General features: G+C 54.4%; 16 protein-coding genes. 10 read left to right on the plus strand and 6 right to left on the minus strand.

Annotated features, from left to right (window positions below):
- Window positions 1-115 precede the first annotated feature (115 nt).
- The 10 genes from VMX96_11180 to VMX96_11225 all read left to right on the plus strand — a co-directional run bounded on the left by VMX96_11180 (window position 116) and on the right by VMX96_11225 (window position 9,908).
- The gene (locus VMX96_11180; GenBank protein HUU64457.1) at window positions 116-1,846 is read left to right on the plus strand and encodes an NAD(P)/FAD-dependent oxidoreductase; all 1,731 of its coding nucleotides are present in this window, start codon (window positions 116-118) and stop codon (window positions 1,844-1,846) included.
- A gap of 86 nt (window positions 1,847-1,932) precedes the next feature.
- Window positions 1,933-3,672 (plus strand): NAD(P)/FAD-dependent oxidoreductase, encoded by a 1,740-nt coding sequence (locus tag VMX96_11185; GenBank protein HUU64458.1) that lies wholly within the window; start codon window positions 1,933-1,935, stop codon window positions 3,670-3,672.
- Between the two features lie 54 nt (window positions 3,673-3,726).
- Window positions 3,727-5,358 (plus strand): NAD(P)/FAD-dependent oxidoreductase, encoded by a 1,632-nt coding sequence (locus tag VMX96_11190; GenBank protein ID HUU64459.1) that lies wholly within the window; start codon window positions 3,727-3,729, stop codon window positions 5,356-5,358.
- Window position 5,359: 1 nt separating this feature from the next.
- On the plus strand, window positions 5,360-5,482 hold the full coding sequence (locus tag VMX96_11195) for a hypothetical protein (GenBank protein ID HUU64460.1): 123 nt from the start codon (window positions 5,360-5,362) through the stop codon (window positions 5,480-5,482).
- 43 nt (window positions 5,483-5,525) lie between these two features.
- Window positions 5,526-6,032 (plus strand): MaoC family dehydratase N-terminal domain-containing protein, encoded by a 507-nt coding sequence (locus VMX96_11200; GenBank protein HUU64461.1) that lies wholly within the window; start codon window positions 5,526-5,528, stop codon window positions 6,030-6,032.
- A 37-nt stretch (window positions 6,033-6,069) separates the two neighbouring features.
- Window positions 6,070-6,513 (plus strand): MaoC/PaaZ C-terminal domain-containing protein, encoded by a 444-nt coding sequence (locus VMX96_11205; protein ID HUU64462.1) that lies wholly within the window; start codon window positions 6,070-6,072, stop codon window positions 6,511-6,513.
- A 67-nt stretch (window positions 6,514-6,580) separates the two neighbouring features.
- Window positions 6,581-7,726, plus strand: a complete 1,146-nt coding sequence (locus VMX96_11210; protein HUU64463.1) for a thiolase family protein — start codon at window positions 6,581-6,583, stop codon at window positions 7,724-7,726.
- Window positions 7,727-7,738: 12 nt separating this feature from the next.
- Entirely contained in the window at window positions 7,739-8,908 is a 1,170-nt protein-coding gene (locus VMX96_11215; GenBank protein HUU64464.1) for a thiolase family protein, read from the plus strand.
- 11 nt (window positions 8,909-8,919) lie between these two features.
- A complete protein-coding gene (locus VMX96_11220) occupies window positions 8,920-9,423 on the plus strand; it encodes an OB-fold domain-containing protein (GenBank protein HUU64465.1) in 504 nt (167 codons plus the stop codon).
- A gap of 11 nt (window positions 9,424-9,434) precedes the next feature.
- On the plus strand, window positions 9,435-9,908 hold the full coding sequence (locus VMX96_11225; protein ID HUU64466.1) for a Zn-ribbon domain-containing OB-fold protein: 474 nt from the start codon (window positions 9,435-9,437) through the stop codon (window positions 9,906-9,908).
- Between the two features lie 104 nt (window positions 9,909-10,012).
- On the opposite strand, the gene VMX96_11230 is transcribed toward VMX96_11225, so the two are convergent.
- From VMX96_11230 to VMX96_11255, 6 genes are all read right to left on the minus strand, one after another.
- A complete protein-coding gene (locus tag VMX96_11230; GenBank protein HUU64467.1) occupies window positions 10,013-10,942 on the minus strand; it encodes a glycyl-radical enzyme activating protein in 930 nt (309 codons plus the stop codon).
- A gap of 143 nt (window positions 10,943-11,085) precedes the next feature.
- The gene (locus tag VMX96_11235) at window positions 11,086-13,617 is read right to left on the minus strand and encodes a pyruvate formate lyase family protein (GenBank protein ID HUU64468.1); all 2,532 of its coding nucleotides are present in this window, start codon (window positions 13,615-13,617) and stop codon (window positions 11,086-11,088) included.
- Window positions 13,618-14,063: 446 nt separating this feature from the next.
- A complete protein-coding gene (locus VMX96_11240) occupies window positions 14,064-14,735 on the minus strand; it encodes a 3-oxoacid CoA-transferase subunit B (protein ID HUU64469.1) in 672 nt (223 codons plus the stop codon).
- Window positions 14,736-14,755: 20 nt separating this feature from the next.
- Window positions 14,756-15,541, minus strand: a complete 786-nt coding sequence (locus VMX96_11245) for a 3-oxoacid CoA-transferase subunit A (protein ID HUU64470.1) — start codon at window positions 15,539-15,541, stop codon at window positions 14,756-14,758.
- 203 nt (window positions 15,542-15,744) lie between these two features.
- Window positions 15,745-17,046: a 2-hydroxyacyl-CoA dehydratase family protein gene (locus VMX96_11250; protein HUU64471.1), complete on the minus strand. Its 1,302-nt coding sequence runs from the start codon at window positions 17,044-17,046 to the stop codon at window positions 15,745-15,747.
- Window positions 17,047-17,049: 3 nt separating this feature from the next.
- Window positions 17,050-18,195 (minus strand): 2-hydroxyacyl-CoA dehydratase family protein, encoded by a 1,146-nt coding sequence (locus VMX96_11255; GenBank protein HUU64472.1) that lies wholly within the window; start codon window positions 18,193-18,195, stop codon window positions 17,050-17,052.
- Between the last annotated feature and the right edge of the window lie 269 nt (window positions 18,196-18,464).

Genomic DNA, 18,464 nt, shown 5'->3' on the forward strand with positions numbered 1-18,464 from the left:
CCCTCTCTATGTCCAGCACTGTGTGGGAGATTCCCTATTATAATAGTAACGCTTTATCGTGATAACTTCTTGTCACCTATTAGATGTCAAAGCTTTTTAAAAAAAGCAGGCTGTGATGCCCGATGAAACGTTTGATGCGGTAATAATTGGCGGTGGGTCCAAGGCCCTTTACGTGGCCATGTATCTGGTCAGGTATGCCGGCATGAGTGTCGGCATCTTTGAGCAGAGGCATGAAGTCGGCGGTGGGTTGGCCACCGAGGAGATGGCTGCGCCGGGTTTTCGCGGCAACACCCACGCTGCGATACAGTTGCCCTGGTATTACGCTCCGCTCTGGCGTGATTTCCCTGAGTTCTGGGACTACGGAGCCCAGCTCGATCAACACCTTTGCAGCGACGGTGCCGTCTTCAGGAATAATCAGACCTGCCTGGCCATCTACAGTGACAAGCATGACATGAGCCAGGAGCGCACGGCGAAGGAGATTGCCCGCTTCTCTGAAAGGGATGCCGAGAAGTGGCTCAAACTGAGGAAGGTGTGGCTGGGGGATGCAATGCAGAGAACGCAGATGGACCTGCTGTTCAATCCCGCGGAGGACCGTGCCGATCCCAAAGTGCTCGGGAGGAGTGTAGCTCTATATCCAGAGTTTTTAGAAGCCGGGTTTAACATAGATTCGCTGGTATTATCAGGTAGCAATATACGTGTAGCACGTGAATTCTGGGAAAGCCCGGAGTTGCAGTACTGTGCTGTCAGATTCAATCTTTCATCGGCATTCGATGTTAATCAACCGGGGCTTGGGTTCGTAATGATCGGCTCGTCTGCATGTTTGCCTAATATATGTTTCGCCAGAGGGGGAACCCACCAGGTAGCCCACGCTGCCCATAAGATACTGGTCCGCGACGGGTGCAAGTTCTTTACCCATTGCCGTGTGGACAAGGTCCTCATCGAGAATGGCGAAGCCAAGGGCATCCGCCTCGCCGATGGCTCCGAGATCAAGGCCAGAAAGCTGGTGGTGAGCACCTTAAGCCCGCAGCAACTGGTCTTCGATTTGATCGGTAGAGAGCATTTTAACTATAATGCCTTGCGCCGCGTGGAGCTTCTGGAATCTAAATTCGCCTGCCTGATGTGGTACAGCTTCGCTATCCGTGAGGCGCCACAGTATGAAGCGGCAGCGTTCAACCCGGATATAAATGACTGTTACTGGCTCGGGCTGGCAGAGGATGCTGATCCCGAGCATATCGCCCGGGAGTGTCTCTGGTCACGGCTGGGTAAGTGGCCGCCTCCTATAGAGGACTATTGTCCCGTCGTCTGGTGTCACAGCCTGGCTGACCCCTCTTACGCACCTACAGGGTATCATATCGCCAATAACGAGCAAATTGGTCCTCCAGCCACCGCTTATACCGAGAGGGAATGGCTGGAAATAAAAAAGAAGTACGCTGAAGACCTGATTAGCATCTGGCAGAGGCATGCTCCCAACATGAACTGGGACAACATCATCGGCTGCGACTATAACACCCCGTACGACGCCTTACGGACGCTGAACAGGGCTCCCAACGGCAACATGAACATTTTAGATCATGACCCATGTCAGTTTTTCGAGAACAGGCCCATCCCCGAACTGGCGAACCACAGGACTCCAGTAAGGAACATCTATGCCACCGGGGCCGGCTGGCATATGCCCACCTCGGGGTCAAGCGAAGCCTACAACTGCTACAAAATTATCGCAAAGGATATGGGGCTGCCAAAGCCGTGGGAGGAGCCGGGTAAAGAGGAGCCCGATTCCCTGGTTGAGCAGGTGAATCTCCTCTTAAAAAAGATGCGTGATGAGTTAAAAACAAGCCATCATAGATAAAGTGTACCTTCGCTGTATTTAATGAAAGAGTAACCTATAACGGAAAGGGAAACGGCAGATATCAAATTTCTTAAAAGGAGGTAGCGATGCCCGATGAAACGTTTGATGCGGTAATAGTTGGAGGTGGAACTACAGCTCTATTCACTGCTATGTATCTGATGAAGTACGGCGGCATGAGCGTTGGTATATTCGAGAGGAGGCATGAGATTGGCGGCTGCATGGCCACCGAGGAGGCCGCTGCCCCGGGCTTTCGCGGTAACACCCATGCCACAATGATGTTTGACTGGTACCATCTGCCATTTTATCGCGATTTTCCCGAGTTCTGGGACTACGGGAATCAGCACGACCAGTATCTCTGCTCCGATGGCGCCACCTTCAGAAAGGACCAGACCTGCATCGCCATCTACAGCAGGAAACATGACCCTAGCCAGGAGCGCACGGCGAAGGAGATCGCCCGCTTCTCGGAGAGGGACGCCGAGCAGTGGCTTAAATTCTGGAATGTATGGACGAGCGATGAGGCACTGAGAGTGCAGATTGATCGGCTATTCATGCCGGCGGAGGATCGCGCGGCGCCCGAGACAATGGAGCGGCAACTAGCTTTGTATCCGAAACTGGTGGAAGCCGGTTTTACGCCAGACTCACTATACCTGGCAGCCAGCCACCTGCGCTCGATGAAGGAAATGTGGGAAAGCCCTGAACTGCAGTACTGTATTGCCAGAATTGTCCTTTCGGGGGCGTTCGATGTTAACCACACGGGGGTTGGGGCTGAAACCATAGGTTACGCTATGCAGTTGCCAGGCCTGGGTTTTTGCCGGGGGGGAACCCACCAGATAGCTCACGCTGCCCATAAGATACTGGTTGCCGGAGGAGTGAAGTTCTTCACCCACGCCGAGGTGGATAAGGTCATCATAGAGAATGGAACCGCAAAAGGCATCCGCCTCACCGACGGTACTGAAATCAAGGCAAGGAAGCTGGTATTGAGTACCTTGAACCCGCGGCAGCTTTGTTTCGACCTGATTGGTAGAGAGCATCTGGATGATAAAACGGCGCGTCGCGTGGAGCTGACTGAAGCAACCTTCGGCTGCCTTATGTGGTACAGCTTCGCCTGTCACGAGAGGCCTAAATACGAGGCGGCGGCGTTCAATCCCGATATAAATGAGACTTTCTGGCTCGGGTTGGCAGAAACTCCCGACCCCGATCACATTGCCAGGGAGACTTACTTCATGAAGCTGGGGCTATGGCCTCCGCCGGAGGACTTCTGTCCCACCGTCTGGTCTCACAGCATGGTTGACCCTTCCTACGCACCTAGGGGGAAATTCGTTTGCAATAACGAGCAGGTGGGACCTCCTGCCTCCGCCCATACGGAGAGGGAGTGGCTGAAGATAAAGAAGTGGTATGCCGAGGAGCTGATCAAACTGTGGTCGAAGCATGCCCCCAACATGAACTGGGACAATATCATCGGCTATGATCCTAACACCCCCTACGATAACCTGCGGATGAAGAACCTGGCGCCCAACGGGGCCATGTCAGGGGATGACCGCCCGACCTACCAATCTTTTGAAAATAGGCCTACCCCCGAGCTGGCTAACCACAGGACACCGATAAAGAACCTCTATTGTACCGGTGGATCCTGGTGGGTGGGAACAAACATAGGCGGATCCGAGTCCTACAACTGCTACAGGATCATCGCCAAGGACCTGAATCTGGGCAAGCCGTGGGAGGAGAAAGGTAAAGAGGATCCGGATTCCCTGGTTGAGCAGATGTGGATTCAAGATAAGAAGAAGCGGGACACATTCAAGAGGGATGACCTCAAGAGCACATCATAGAGAAGGCACACCTTCTCACCAATCAGTGAAATCGTAACCTATGAAGGAGGGGAAATGGAAGCAAATTACGATGTAATAATCATCGGCGGTGGACCTAACGGGCTGACAACCGCCTGCTATCTGAGCAAGGCGGGACTGAAGGTACTGCTGCTGGAGAAGAGGTATGAGCTTGGCGGCGGGCTGGCCACGGAGGAGATAACGCTCCCCGACTACTTCCACAACACCCACGCCATCTATCACCTGATGGCGGATTACGCTCCCCCGATCAAGGACTTCGAGCTTGCGGAGAGGTATGACCTCGAATACATCCACCCCGAGCTCGAGTGGGCCATGCCCCTAAGCGACGGCAACAGCCTGTGCATCTACCAGGATGTGGAGAAGACCTGCCAGTCGATAGCCAAATTCTCCAAAAAGGATGCGGACAGCTACCGCGAAATGAGCCAGCGGTTCTACACTATCGTTAACGATTTCATCGGCCCGGCCACCTACTGCGCTGCGATGCCGCCCCTGGAGCAGGTAATAGAGCTGGACAAGACCGATGTGGGGAAAGACATCAACGAACTCACCGAGCAGACCCCAGAGGAGATCATAGACGAGCTTTTCGAGAACGATGTGGTTAAGACACTTATGCTCTACATCGCCTGTCACTGGGGCCTCCAGTACGACGCCTCCGGGGCAAGCTACATGGTGCCCCTGCTCATCAACCGGGCAACCAACTACCGCCTCGTAAGGGGTGGGTCCCACCGCCTCTCCAATGCCCTTACCAAGTACATGCTGGAGTTCGGCGGGGAGATCCTCACCAGTGCCCAGATCAAGCGGATTATCGTGGAGGGCGGAACGGCAAAGGGTGTGGAACTAGACGGCGGTATCAAGTACATGGCAAATAAGGCGGTAATCAGCACCATTGATACCCACCAGACGTTTCTCCAGCTCGTCGGCAAGGACAACCTGGATGCAACTCTCGTGGAGAAGATCGAGGCATGGGAGTGGGAGCACTGGAGCCTGTGCCACCTTCACCTGGCGATGGAGGAGCCCCCGCAATTCGCCGCGGCGGCCAACAACCCGGATATCGATAATGCCTTTATCTACGTGCTGGGATTCGAGAACAGCGAGGACCTGAAAAAGCACTGGGATGCCATGATAAATGACAATACAATGGTGGAGCCGGAGGGTTTCAACTGCTGCTTCCCCAGCGTCCACGACCCTTACCAGGCGCCACCGGGAAGGTGCTCCGGCCTCATCTCGCAGATGGCCCCGTATGAACTTAACGGGGACAAGGAGAAGTGGCTCCGCATGAAGTTCAAGGAGGAGCGCGCCGAGAAATTACTGGAAGTCCTTCAGAAATATGCCCCCAACATGACGAAGGACAAGGTGCTGTGGTGGAATATGACCACCCCCGCCGACATCGAAAACAAGTTCGTCAATATGGTGAAAGGCTCGATAAAACAGGGGGCCTACGACTCGACGCAGATGGGCTACTGGCGCCCCAACGATGACTGCCCCAACCACAGGACGCCGATAAATAACCTGTACCTGGGTGGGGCAAGCAGCTATCCCGGCGGCCTGGTCACCTTCGGTGCGGGGTACGGCACGGCCAACGTGGTGGCCGAGGATACCGGTGCGGACAAATGGTGGCCGGAGCCCGATCATGTAACCGCCGCCCGCGCAAAGGGCATGCCCCTGTAATATGGACCGGTTAAGAGCCTTATCGTACACAGCGGGAACGAAGTACGACGCGATCGTGGTGGAGGCCAGCCCGTCAGGCGGCGCCTGCATCGCCCTGCTACATGGTTGGGGGTGCCCTGGATGACATCACTTTCGCCACAGTCCTTGCTAGCTAAGGAGCGCTAACTATGGAATTCTATGAAGAGTTGAAGGCAGATATTGGGAAGGAGGGGGAGCGGCTAGTTGCCGTTGATGAGGTGTGCAAGCCGATGATCAGGCACTGGTGCGAAGCGATGCAGGATGGCAATCCCTTGTATACCGACGAAGAGTATGCCAGAAAAAGCAAGTATGGTGGTATTATCGCCCCACCCACTATGGTGCTGACATGGACTATGCCCCCACTATGGCCTCCGACGGATCGGCCACCGCATCCCTTTGAGCAGTTTTTAGAGAAGCTCGATAAAGCTGGCTTCTATGGGATACTCATCACCAATGTGGCCCAGAAATATTTGCGGCCGCTATTTCCTGGGGACCATATAAACTTCACGTATAAGGTTACTGATGTGTCACCGGAGAAAAAGACGAGCTTGGGAAGTGGTCACTTCGTGACCACGACCTTCGTCTTCAATAATCAAAAAGGGGAGACGGTTGCCACCCAAAGTCTTACCGTCTTGAAGTATCGCATCGGAGCCTAAGGCGCTAGAACTAATATAATAGAATAGAGAGGTAAAGATGGCTTGGAAATCCCTTTGCTGGGAGGATGTTGAGGAAGGACAAGAGCTTCCCACAGTAACTAAGGATATTACCTGTACCACGGTAATCGCTGGCGCTATAGCTAGCAGGGACTTTACCCCCGTACATCACGACCGTGACTTTGCCCAAAAAGCGGGCCTGAAGGACTTCTTTCTGAACAACGCGACCATCTGTGGATTCTCGGGTAAGTACTTGACCGACTGGACAGGACCTGAGGGAGAGCTAAAAGAGATATCATTTCGCATTGCGACACCCTGCTTCCCCGGTGATACCATGACAATGACCGGCAAGGTGGTCAAAAAATACACCGAGGGAGACCAGCACCTGGTGGATGTGGAATATGAGTTCGCTGTTCCACAGGGGCGCAACTGCGGTGGAACAGGAACCATTGCTCTGCCTACCCGAGGGCACAAACTGACTTGACAACCTGATGATCAGGGAAGTTAGGCTGCACTGGGGCTCAGCTGAATAGAGTGAGAAGGAGATGCACATGGCTGAAAGAGTGGCGATCGTGGCAGTAGCCCAGACCAAATACCACCCCAACAGGGCTGATGTAAGTGAGGAGGAACTGGCGTATGAGGCAATAAAGCAAGTGCTGGAGGAGACGGGACTCACCCTGTCCGACATGGAGTCAGCCATAACTTGCTGCCAGGATGCCTACGATGGCAGGACGATAGCGAGCTTGAGTCTCCAGCGCGTTGTGGGAGCGCATTTCGGGCATGAATTGACCGTAGCTGAAGATGGAATCAATGCCGCCTACGTTGCCATGGCAGAGGTCCTCTCCGGCCACTTTGAGACCGTCCTGCTTGTGTCTCATATGAAGGAATCTCAGGCTGAAAAGAGCGTGATTGAAAATTGTGCCTTCGATGCCATTCTCATGAGGCAGCTGGGTTTGGACTATACCTCAGCCGCTGCCCTGCAGGCCAGGCGCTATATGGACAGGTACGGTATTACACCTGAGCAGTGCGCTAAAGCGGTGGTCAGGAACCGCCGCAATGCCAGGAACAATCCCTTTGCCCAGGAGCCCATGGATGTTACGGTGGACGATGTCATCGGATCGAGGATGCTGGCATCCCCCATCAGGCTCCTCGATACCAAACCGATATCGGATGGTGCATGTGCCATGATTATGACTACAGAGGAAAAGGCTAAAAAGCTTACCAAGAAGCTGGTATGGATAGCGGGGGGGTCGAACTGCTATGAGACACACTACCTGGGAGACCGGGAACTGGCCGATTGTGACGCTCTGGTGAAGGCTGCCAAGAAGGCCTACAGCATGGCGGGCATCAATGATCCTTTGAGCCAGATAGATGTGGCTGAGATATCCACGGAGTATTCCTACCAGGAGCCCCTATGGCTGGAGGGGCTTGGTTTCTGCGGCCGCGGCGAGGGAGGCAAGCTGGTTGATTCCAGAACGCTTGAGATGGGCGGCCAGCTTCCGGTGAACCCCTCGGGAGGGGTGCTTCCCGGCAACCCGAATGGTGTAGCGGGTATGGCACGCATCGCTGAGGCAGTATTGCAGCTCCGCGGCGAAGCGGGTGCTGGACAGGTGGAGGGAGCCAAGGTAGCCCTTGCACATGGCTATACCGGGATCTGCGGGCAGCATCAAGCGGTGATGATTCTAGCTAACATGTAGCGGGAGGTAGATATGGCTGGTAGAGTAGCAATAGTAGGAGTCGGACAGACCCGCCACACTAGTAGACGGGACGATGTTAATCTGCCGGAGATGGTCGGTGAAGCAGTGAGGGCAGCCCTGGCCGATGCCCAATTGAGCATAAAGGATATTGAGGCTTTCATCTTCAGTAATATGGAGTCCTTTGAGGGAATCCTTCTGCCCGATCATGGGATGATTACTGAAGTCGGTGCAATAGGAAAGCCCGGTCTGAAAGTCACTGGTGGCGGCACGACCGGATCCGAGGCCGTTGGCGAGGCCTGCAATCTGGTCTCCGCGGGCCTATATGACATAACCATGGTAGTAAGCTGGCAAAAGCACGATTGCGGTGATGCTACTGCTGGCATTTCGGCCGCTGCCGTCCCAATAGCGGCTAAAGGGTTGGTAGTAGGCGCCGTCAGTGAGTTCGCCAAGCAGGCATTGAGCTACATAAATCAGTCCGGTGCCCGGGAGGAGCATGCTGCTATGGTCCGGCTTAAAGCAGACCGGTGCGCCTGCAGGAATCCCTATGCCCATCTGAGGCTTGGCCTGAAGGGCGTGGAAGATTATCTCAAGTCTGGATTCCTGGTGTGGCCTATCAGGCTGCTGGATTTTTGTCCTCAATCCTGCGGTGCATGTGTCGTTGTACTGGCCTCGGAAGAGAGAGCGAAGAAGATCCACAATAAGCCGGTGTGGGTGGTCGATTTCGAGGTAGCACACCAGGAACCGTTCAGCGCCGGCAGCTTTGGCGACCCCACCGGCACAGAAACGTATTCTCAGGACGTGGCTGCCGCAAGGCTTTATAAGAGGAATGGCATAACTGACGTTAGAAAGCAGGTCGATCTGGCAGAGATCTACGAGCCATCCACCTGGGAAGAAATGAGTCTCTACGAGCATTTCCACTTCTGTGAAAAGAACGAGGGCTGGAAGCTGATAGAGAAGGGGGTAACCGAGATAGAAGGGGAGTTCCCGGTAAACCCATCAGGAGGCGTGATAGCTAGCAATCCCATCGGCGCTACGCCTGTCATTCGCATTGCCGAAGCTGCTCTCCAGATCCGTGGGGACGCCGGTGAGCACCAGGTTACCAGGGACGTTAAGACAGCTATTGCCACCTCTCTGGGTGGCCCCAACTGGACGGCGATGTTCTTGCTCAAGAGGTCCTTATAGGAGGCGATGAAATGTCAGAAGGATCCCCGACTAAAAAGGTGGAAGGGCCGGAGTATATCCGTATAGAGTTCAATTTGCCCCGGCATTACAACTGGTCTACGGGCAGGTACCTAGGTAAGGTTTACGCCGAGGCGAAGGAGAACAAGAAGATGGTGGCACCCCGCTGCCCCAATTGTAAGCAGCTCTGGGCGCGCCCACCGTCGCCGGTCTGCCCCAAGTGCAAGGTGGATGTGGGCTGGGACTGGGTGGAACTGCCCCTGACGGGCACGATATTCCAGTATACCTATCAGGTCTATCCCCTGTGGGACCCGCACGAGGGGGAGAGGTGGTCTAATCCCCACCCTCCTGCCATCATCCTTCTGGATAATGGCATTTACTTCAGACACCTTCTCGAGGAGACAGACACGAAGAAGCTGAAAGAGGGGATGCGGGTGCAGGCTGTGTGGGAAGAGGATTACGAGAAGCGCGGCAAAGGCTTCCAGGACATCCTGTACTTCAGGACGATCGAGGAGTAGGAGGTTAACACATGGCAAAAGTAACCGAGAAGCTGGAGGGGATGGACGTCTGGGTTTACCATGGGCAGATATATATCCCGAATACGTATTCCGCCGGAGCTGTGGGGAGCCGGTTCCTCATTGAACTGAGAGACAATAAGAAAATCATGGGTACGAGATGCCCTACCTGTAACCGTGTTTATGTCCCTGCCAGGTCTGTATGTAAGGATTGCTTTGGTGAGCTCAGTGAGTGGGTTGAGGTGAGCCAAAAGGGAACCCTGCTCACCTATACCATTGCCTACCAGTCGAATCCTATCCAGCCAGTGTCCACCCCCATCGTATACGGGATAATTAAACTGGACGGGGCTGACACCGGCCTTGTCCATATGCTGGGGGAGGTCGATCCCGAGCACCTAAGGGTCGGGATGAAGGTCAAGGCGGTATTCAAGGTTAAGAAAGAGCGCGTGGCCAGCATCCTGGATATCAAGTACTTCAAGCCGCTTTAGTATCGATCAGCAAAGCAATAACCGTTAACAGCGGCAACAATTGGCTTGTAGTCACTATTAACGGCTTTGATTCTTGATATCAGTAACCCTCATTAGCTTCGCAGCTATTTTCCAACCTTCACTTCCAGCCCATGAGATTCCAGAACCACCCTGCACTTTTTCACCACATCACTATCCGGCTCAAGGATGCCGTCCGGTCCATTATGACCATAGTGCTTTCCCAAACCGGAATATTTGTCTTTCCCCCACTCATGATATGGCAGTAGAGATATCTTTTCCGCTCTAGTCCTGGAAGCAAGCTCGGCTGTCTTTTGCATATTCGATTCCGAATCATTGAAACCAGGTATTAGTGGAATTCTCAGCCAGATTTTCGTCGTGTTTGAAGCTTTATCAAGATTCTCCAGAATCAGTTCATTAGATACTCCGATTTTTTCCTCGTGCTTCTCAGGGTCCATATGCTTGACATCAAAAAGGATCAGGTCTGTGTGCCTGAGAACCTGTTCCATGTTTTTCCACGGGCAGTATGCCGTCGTATCAAGCGCAGTATGAAAACCAGCATCTTTGCATTTCTTGAAGAAGTCCCGAACGAATTCCCATTGAAGCAGTGGCTCACCTCCGGAAACTGTTACTCCACCGCCGGAAGTGTTGTAGAAATCTCTGTCCTGCGCAGTAATCTTGAATGCTTCATTCACCGTCTTATACTCCCCCATCACCTGAATGGCATGGGAAGGGCATACCTTACCACACTCCAGACAATTGGTACACAGGTCCCAGTCAATGGTGCGGATATCGTTATCGAAAGAAATGGCGCCCGCAATGCAGGCTTCGGCACATCTTTTGCAGCTGATGCATTTGCGCTCGCCCACCATAATCTCAGGTTCGCTGCTCATTCCCTCAGGATTACTGCACCACGGGCAATGTAAAGGGCAGCCTTTCATGAATAGGGTAGTCCTGATACCAGGACCATCTTGAATCGAGAACTTCTGGATATTGAATATTAATCCCCTTTGTTCATCTTCACTGTCTGACATCATTTGTACCTCTTATGGTCCTGCGTTTTTACGCAGGTGGACAAAACGGGTGACTCCACTCGGGTCTTCATCAGGAGCCCCTGTGAAGATAGCGTGGGGCGTATACCCCACGCTATCTCGTGAGCAACCGAACTTTAGGGCGCGAACTAGGTGAGGGCCTGTTCTGTTCTTTCAATGATGCTGTCTTGGGTCCACACGGGCAGGTCGACAAAGTGGGCGCTGTATCCGGCAACCCTGATAATAAGTTCGGAATGTTCTTCTGGCTTGACTTTCGCCTCCCGAAGCTCTTTACTACTCACCACGTTGAACTGGATGTGCGGGCACGTTCCCTTCGCATGCCATACCTTGAGATAATCGGCAAAGAGCTTCTTATTCTCTCCTTCCAGGTAGGTGCGCATGAAGCGCTGGTTAAACAGCTCCGAGTGCATGAAGGGCACCTTGCCCACCGAGTTCAGTACGGCGGTCGGACCCTCGCTGTCGGTTCCCGCCATCGGCGACCGAGAGCCATCGGCCAACGAGGTGCATGCCAGTCTTCCATCCGGGCTGGCAGGGGCCACCAGACCCATCATGGTGTGCCCGGCGGCAGTGCTGCCATCCATCGTCAATGAACAGCCCCAAGCATCCTTGAACTTGCTGACAGTCTCCCATTGCCCGACAAGGAACCGCCTTGCCCAGCCATCGGCGAAGTCGTCGTCGTTGCCGTACTTGGGTGCATTGAGGAAGTCCTGTCGCATTACCTCGTACCCGGACCAGTTGGCGTCCAGCGCCCGTATCAATTCCTCCATGGTATATCTCTTCTCGTCGAACACCAGGCGCTGAATCGCGGCAAGCGAGTTCGCCACGTTGATCCCACCGAAAGGAGTGACCTCCGGCCAAGTGTCGTGCTCCTTGTGAAAGTGTACGACATCGATCCCTCGCTCGAGCGTCTCATCCAAGAGCAAGGAGTAGCACGGGTCGGGCTTGCGCTCCATCAACACCTGCTGAGCGATTTTCCACGAAACCGTGAAGATCCTCACGTTGTACTTCAAACGCTCGAAGTAGGCCTCCATGATCTCGCCCGCCGACTGCATCTCCGTCGCCTTCTTGCCGGCAGCGAGGACCACGCTGCCGCACCGGGCCTCCTGGTCGTTGAGGCGTAGGACCTGGTCGAGGACCGCGGGGCAGTTCATCTCTAGGCCGGGCGCCAGGCCGGAGAGCAGCATGCCCGTGCCCTTAACGCTGAAGGAGGCGCATGCGATCGGCATGACCTGCTTGGCATCCTCGACGCTGTATCTTCTCATAATTGCCCACCTCGTCAGCAGATCCATGTTGAAGTAGGAGGGGTGTCCGAGGCCTGTTCGGCCGAGATCAATCGCCGCCGAGATGAACTCCGGCGAGATCCCGGCGTGATATTGGACTGCCACCGGTGGCTGGGTCAGGTGCAGGTTGCCGAGCGCCTCCAGGACGATGAAGCTGAGTTCGTTGGTGGCGTCTTCTCCATCGTCTGTTGTGCCGCAGATATTGGCTGTGTACATAGTGCCGGTACCAGCTACGCCGGCGAACTTTGCCGGCCACTCAAGCGGTGCGCCAATCTCCTGGATTTTTAAGAAGAGGCACTCGACAAGCTCGACCGCATCCTCCCGCGTGATCCGCCCGGATTCGATGTCCGCCTGGTAGTACGGCCACCAGACCTGATCAAACCTCACACCGCTGCCGTAGCCCCAATGAGCGAAGTAGTGGGCGACGACCTCGACGGTCCAGTAGAACTGCAGGCACTCGTGGAACGTTCGGGGTGGATGTGCGGGGACGTGCTCAAGGATGTCCGCCATCTCTTCAAGTTCCCTTCTCCGCTTCTCGTCGGGCTCTTGCGCTGCCTGCTGCCGGGCCGTCTCGGACAGCCTCTGGCCGTAGCGAATGATCGCCTTGCCGCAGCGCACAATCGCCTGCCATTCATAGCGCTTCGCCAGGTATTCAGCCGGGTCCAGTTCCTCGACCCTGGCGTCCAGCTCGGCGAGTTTAGCCTCAGCCTTCGCTATCCTGGCAGCCAGTCCCTCGCGGAAGAGAACCTCAAAGTCCCAGGACGGGATTACGAGCCCCTGCTCCCATACGTTAAATATAACAGCTCCGTAGGTTGTGATCATGGGCGCCATCTCCTCCGGCAGTGAGGACTTGATCAGTGCCATTGTGCTCCTCCGCTCCCAGAAGGGACAGATCTCGTCGAGGATCTCCCGTCTCTCCTCGTCCGTGACAATCTGAGAGAAGCCTCCCGTGGTGACCGCCTCGGGCATCCAGTCGACGTTCGTCTCCGGGTACCATCTAATCTTGTGTGCTTCACCGTTAGGGTCGCCCACGATCAGCTCCCCGTCCTTGATGAAGACGGGCATCTCCTCGCACAGCTTCTCCACCATGCGGGCATACTGTAGTGGCGCCGGCTGGCCATCGGTTTCCCGAAAGGCCGTGGTGACGATCCGCGCCCTGTCCATGTCCATCCTGATGCCCTTACGGAACCCGGTCTTCCCGAGCCCCTCCGCCGGCTTCACCAGTATGCTCTCGGTAACCGCCCCCTTCCAGTACAACGCGTTCCGCAGCTTGTTGGTCCGGGGTGTGGAGCCATAACCCCACTCGAAAGGTACGCGCTTCTTGCATCTCTCCTCAAAATCTTCCATTTTGTGTTTCAAACTTTCAGTCATTATGACCATTGACTTTTACCTCCTTTGGTGATTGAAAGGATATCGATTATTTATATCACCTGTCATTGGCATCACATCCTTTTCTCTAAACCTTGGAATGAAAGCCACCCAAGAATTTGTGTGGTACTTATAACACGGATCCCTCCATGTGTCAATGGGGCAATCTTTAATATGCTGCTAGAACTGAGGTGGATAATGTATGGTCTTTGAGCTCTCGGATCTGGCTTTGTTCAATCACCCGCCCGCACTTGGGGCATTTGAACCAGTTAGACATTTGAGCCTACCTTCGGGGGAAGGGTTAAGTACAGCACAGAAAATGAGAAATGTCAATGAGTTACAAAATTAGGTACTGCTCGGCTGTGGTTGACGATATAGGAAGCGAATAGCATACTTACTCTGAAAGGGATAAGTATGCTATATGAAAGAGGCCAAGCACCCTTTATGAGCTACGCTCGCTACATCAACTCGATATCGTGGCAGTCTGGGTCGATGATGAGCGTTGGTTCCGTTAGACTCTGCACCTCCTCAGGGGTCCACCCCGGAGCCACCTCTTTGAGAACAAGCCCGCGATCTGTCACCTCGATAACGGCTATGTCGGTTACAATGAGGTTAACGCAGTTGAGCGCGGTTATGGGGTAGATGCACCTCTTCAGGATCCTAGGTTGCCCATCTTTGGTGGTATGGTTCATAGCTATGATAAGCTTCTTCGCTCCTGAGGCGAGGTCCATGGCACCGCCAATGACGCCTATCTGCCTTTCGGGCACCATATAGTTGGCCAGGTCTCCCTCTTCGGAGACCTGAAAGGCGCCCATGACGCTGATGTCAATATGACCTCCCCTTATCATGACGAAGGCCTCGGCGTGGTCGAAGCAGCTCATACCCGGTTGCTCATGCACCGTCTGACCGCCAGCATTGACCAATTCGAAATCCCCCTCCCCCGGGGCAGTCATTTCCCCGAAGCCGAGGACACCGATCTCGGCATGAAACAGCACCTCTCTGCCTGCGGGGACGAAGTTACACGCCAGGCCAGGTAGCCCGATCCCCAAATTGACTATATCGCCATCGTGAAACTCTTTAGCTACCCGGAGAGCTATGGTCTGCCTGTCCAGTCTTTCCTTTTCCTGCATGCTATCCTTCCCCCCCCACGCTAATTGCCCTTCCTCTCCAAAAACTTTTGGTAAGATTCCCTGGCCTCGGCGCTGATCTCCACCTCCTCTTCCTCGATCACCTGGGGGCGCACCACCACCCTGTCCACATAAATACCCGGTGTGTGGATCGCATCGGCATCAAGCTCGCCCAGCTCCACGATCTCATCTACCTCTGCTATGGTGACTGTGGCCGCCCCGGCCATGACGGCATTGTAGGTCCTTGATGTTCTCCTGTAGACCAGGTTGCCCCAGCGGTCGCCTTTGTGGGCCTTTATCAGGGCGAAATCGGCCTTGAGCGGGAGCTCCAGTATATACTTTTTGCCATCAATGACCTTGGTCTCCTTCCCCTCCTCCACCACCGTTCCTACTCCCACTGATACGTAAACGCCACCGAGCCCGGCCTTGGCCGCCCTGATCCGTTCCGCCAGTGTCCCCTGAGATACCGTCTCCAACTCTACCTTTCCCGCCCTCAGCAGCCTCTCGAAGTTGTTTTGGTAAATAGTGCTCACCGGGGCGGTAGCGATGGCCTTCTTTATCTGACCGTTCCTCACCAGGATATCCGGATCCTCAGCGAACTTAAAGCCCAATTGCTTCCACACATCCTTGCCGAAACCGGTGACATTGGACACCATCGTCAGCTCTTTCGAACCTTTACGGGCCAGCGCTTCCAGAAGCAAAGATGGGGCGCCAGCTACTATGCCAAAGCCGCCGATCATGATAGTGGCGCCATCCCCTATATCGGCAACCGCTTCATCGAAGCTGGAGACTATTTTGTTTATTGGCATAGGGTACTCCTAACCTTCACAACCCTTTCAGCCTCCCCCAAGTCCACTGATATTTCCTTTGGTACAGGCTACTTACCTCCTGGCGCTTTTATCGGCCGGTAAAGTTCGGCTTGCGCTTTTCAAGGAAAGCTATGGGCCCTTCCTTAGCATCATCAGAGGCGAACACTAGGCGAGTGCCCTGTTCCGCTCCATCTCAACCAGCTCTAGTCCAGCCCGATCGTCGCGAAGAACCTGGAGAACATCTCCTTTATCTCGGCTGTCGTTGTGTACCTCTCGTCAAAGTTGTCCATCCCGATATGCATAAACGGGACCCCGAGCTCGCGGCACGTCTCCCTCATCATGCCAACGTTTGCAGAACCATCCTTGTGGCCCATGTGGCCAGGCCAGACGACACAATTTATTTTGTAGTCTTTGACTACCTGCCTGATGTCACCGATCCAGTTATCTGCCACACCCCGTGCCTGCCTCATCATCGGGGCATCACACAAAGCCCTCTTAGCCAGTCCCTTGAGCATGGTTTTCTCGCTTGAGGTGTCGATCAGCGTGTAGGGGCAATAGCCGAACATGTCCATAACGTTGACCGCCCCATACTCCTGCTCCAACCAAGGAAAGAGGTCAAGGCTCAAGCCCAAAGACACGACGTCAAACCAAAACATCCTTACCCTCTCATTCTCTACCTTGCCCTTTCCCTCTCGCACCAGCTGTTCGGCGTCGTCAACGAGGTCCGTGAACCACTGGGTGCCTCTGGGGTCACCGACTAGGATATTCAGAGCTACACCGAAGGCCTGCAGTCCTACGCCGAAGCCGTGGGGACAGGGCACCGCTCGCCTCAGCTCGTTGTACTCCATCCACAGCTCGTACATCTTGTTGGACTCCTCTATGACCTCCCGAAGTCTGTCCATATCCAGCTTGCGCCCGGTGTGCTCCTCGAGGAAGGAAATCATTTGCTTGGTTTCGTTAGCATAGTAATCTAGACTTCGCTCATCATCCCAGTAGGGCGGGTCACAGCCGAACATCGGAATTTTGCCCCAGTTTTCGTTTGTCTGCATTAGTTGGTGTGCCATTAGGGAAGCATCGCACGGGTGAAGCATGGCTATAACCACAGTCGGCAGTGGAGCAAGATCTTTCTCTACCCAGTATCCTGCTACCCTGAAGGCGGTGCATAAGTCCTTTCCAAACAGGCTCTCGGTTGCATCGATCTCGTCTCCTAGGTTGGGGTTCATAGCGTTCGTGAACACGGGCGTCAAAAAGGTGTACCATGGGAGATCCATGGCAACGTATATCTCCGGTTGACAGCCGTAGTAGCTGGCGACGAATGGCGTGCCCTCCTCAACAGCCTTTATTACTGCGTTGTGTTGCCCAACATACGCCTCGGTCAGGGGAGCATAAAGCTTATCAGTCCCCGATGGACTTTGCCCGAACGCCTTTGCCATCGCCTCGTACGAATCGCGTTCCTCTATAAACTTTGCCAATCTCCTTTGTTGTTTCTCTTTCTCTGTAGCCATCGTCTACCTCCCTATTGTTTCCAGAAATGCCTGGACCCTCGTTCTCAGTTGGCCGATACCGCCCAAGACGTATTCCCTATCCAACTGCATATAGGGAATACCTTCAGGCTTGAACTCCTTGCCCAGCTGATAGTGCTCAACTGTCCAAAGGTCACAAAAGAGTAGCCTCTCGCCAATAATCCCGTCCACCTTGAACTCCCGGATCATATCCCTGGCCAAAGCGGCCCTCCGTGGGTAATCCTGGAACATTCGCGGACAGGAATAGCGGTCTGCGATGTAGTATTGAGCAAGAGCCTGTAAGGGGTCGCCGGCCTTCTCATCCACGTCGTTCCAGAAAATCCTGGTGCCAAAGCATATCGAGTCGGTGACCACCAGGCCGCCTTGCTCCTCGATGACTTTGATGTAGCCGGGGTCATCAAGTATGCCGCCTACTATCATCAATCTCGCCCGGTAATCCTTGATGCCCTCCGCCCCCTTCAAGTCCTCCAGAAGCTCCTTCAGCATCTGATTGAACCGCTCCCGGGGCATGGCTGTGCTTGCGACAACGACGGCCAGCGCCTCTGCCCCGGTAATCGGCGGGTTATCCTGCTTCCTGAGCTCGTAAAGCTGCCTCAAAAGGCGCCGCGTCTCGTTATGGGTCTTTATCGCCTCCCGCAGATTATCATCGGTGATGGTTATGCCCAGGTGCTTCTCCAGCGCCTCCTTGAGAATTGCCATTTCTTCCCGGTACCATTCCACCTGCAGCTCACCGGTCTTCTTGGGAAGGCTCATAACGCGCACGAAGGGGGTGTCCACCTTGCGCTTCCAGTTATCGTAGATGCGGCGGCAGTGGTCGCACGTGTTGAGCCATATAGCACCTTCAATAAAGTCATAGTCGCCCCGCAGTCCCATGTTGAAGCAGTGCCGGGTGAAACTGCAAATGATGCTGGCAAAATAAGCATCTGCCAGCTCCGTCCCGGTGCTGCCTGTCCCTCTAGCTCGGAAGGGCACCATGCCGGCAGCGGTGATGATCTCCTCCGGCCCACAGGAACAGAAGAGCGCCATCACCTTGCCCCCCTGCTCCATCCACTTCTTCAGTTCAGGGTTAACGAGGGTCTCGGTGGCTTCCTGGAATTGCCGTAATGCCTTCGATTTCACCTTTGTCTCCAATTCTTCTCCCCCTTTCGAGGCGATCCTTTTCGTGGCCGCCCCTCTAATGCTTTGGACTTTATCTTTGGTTTATACCTCTTTTACCCTTTCGAGACAATCCTTTTCATGGCCGCCCCGCTGCAATTATCACCGCATCAAACGTTTCATCGGGCATCACAGCCTGCTTTTTTTAAAAAGCTTTGACATCTAATAGGTGACAAGAAGTTATCACGATAAAGCGTTACTATTATAATAGGGAATCTCCCACACAGTGCTGGACATAGAGAGGG

The sequence above is a fragment of the Dehalococcoidia bacterium genome (assembly GCA_035528575.1).
Lineage (GTDB): Bacteria > Chloroflexota > Dehalococcoidia > E44-bin15 > E44-bin15 > DATKYK01.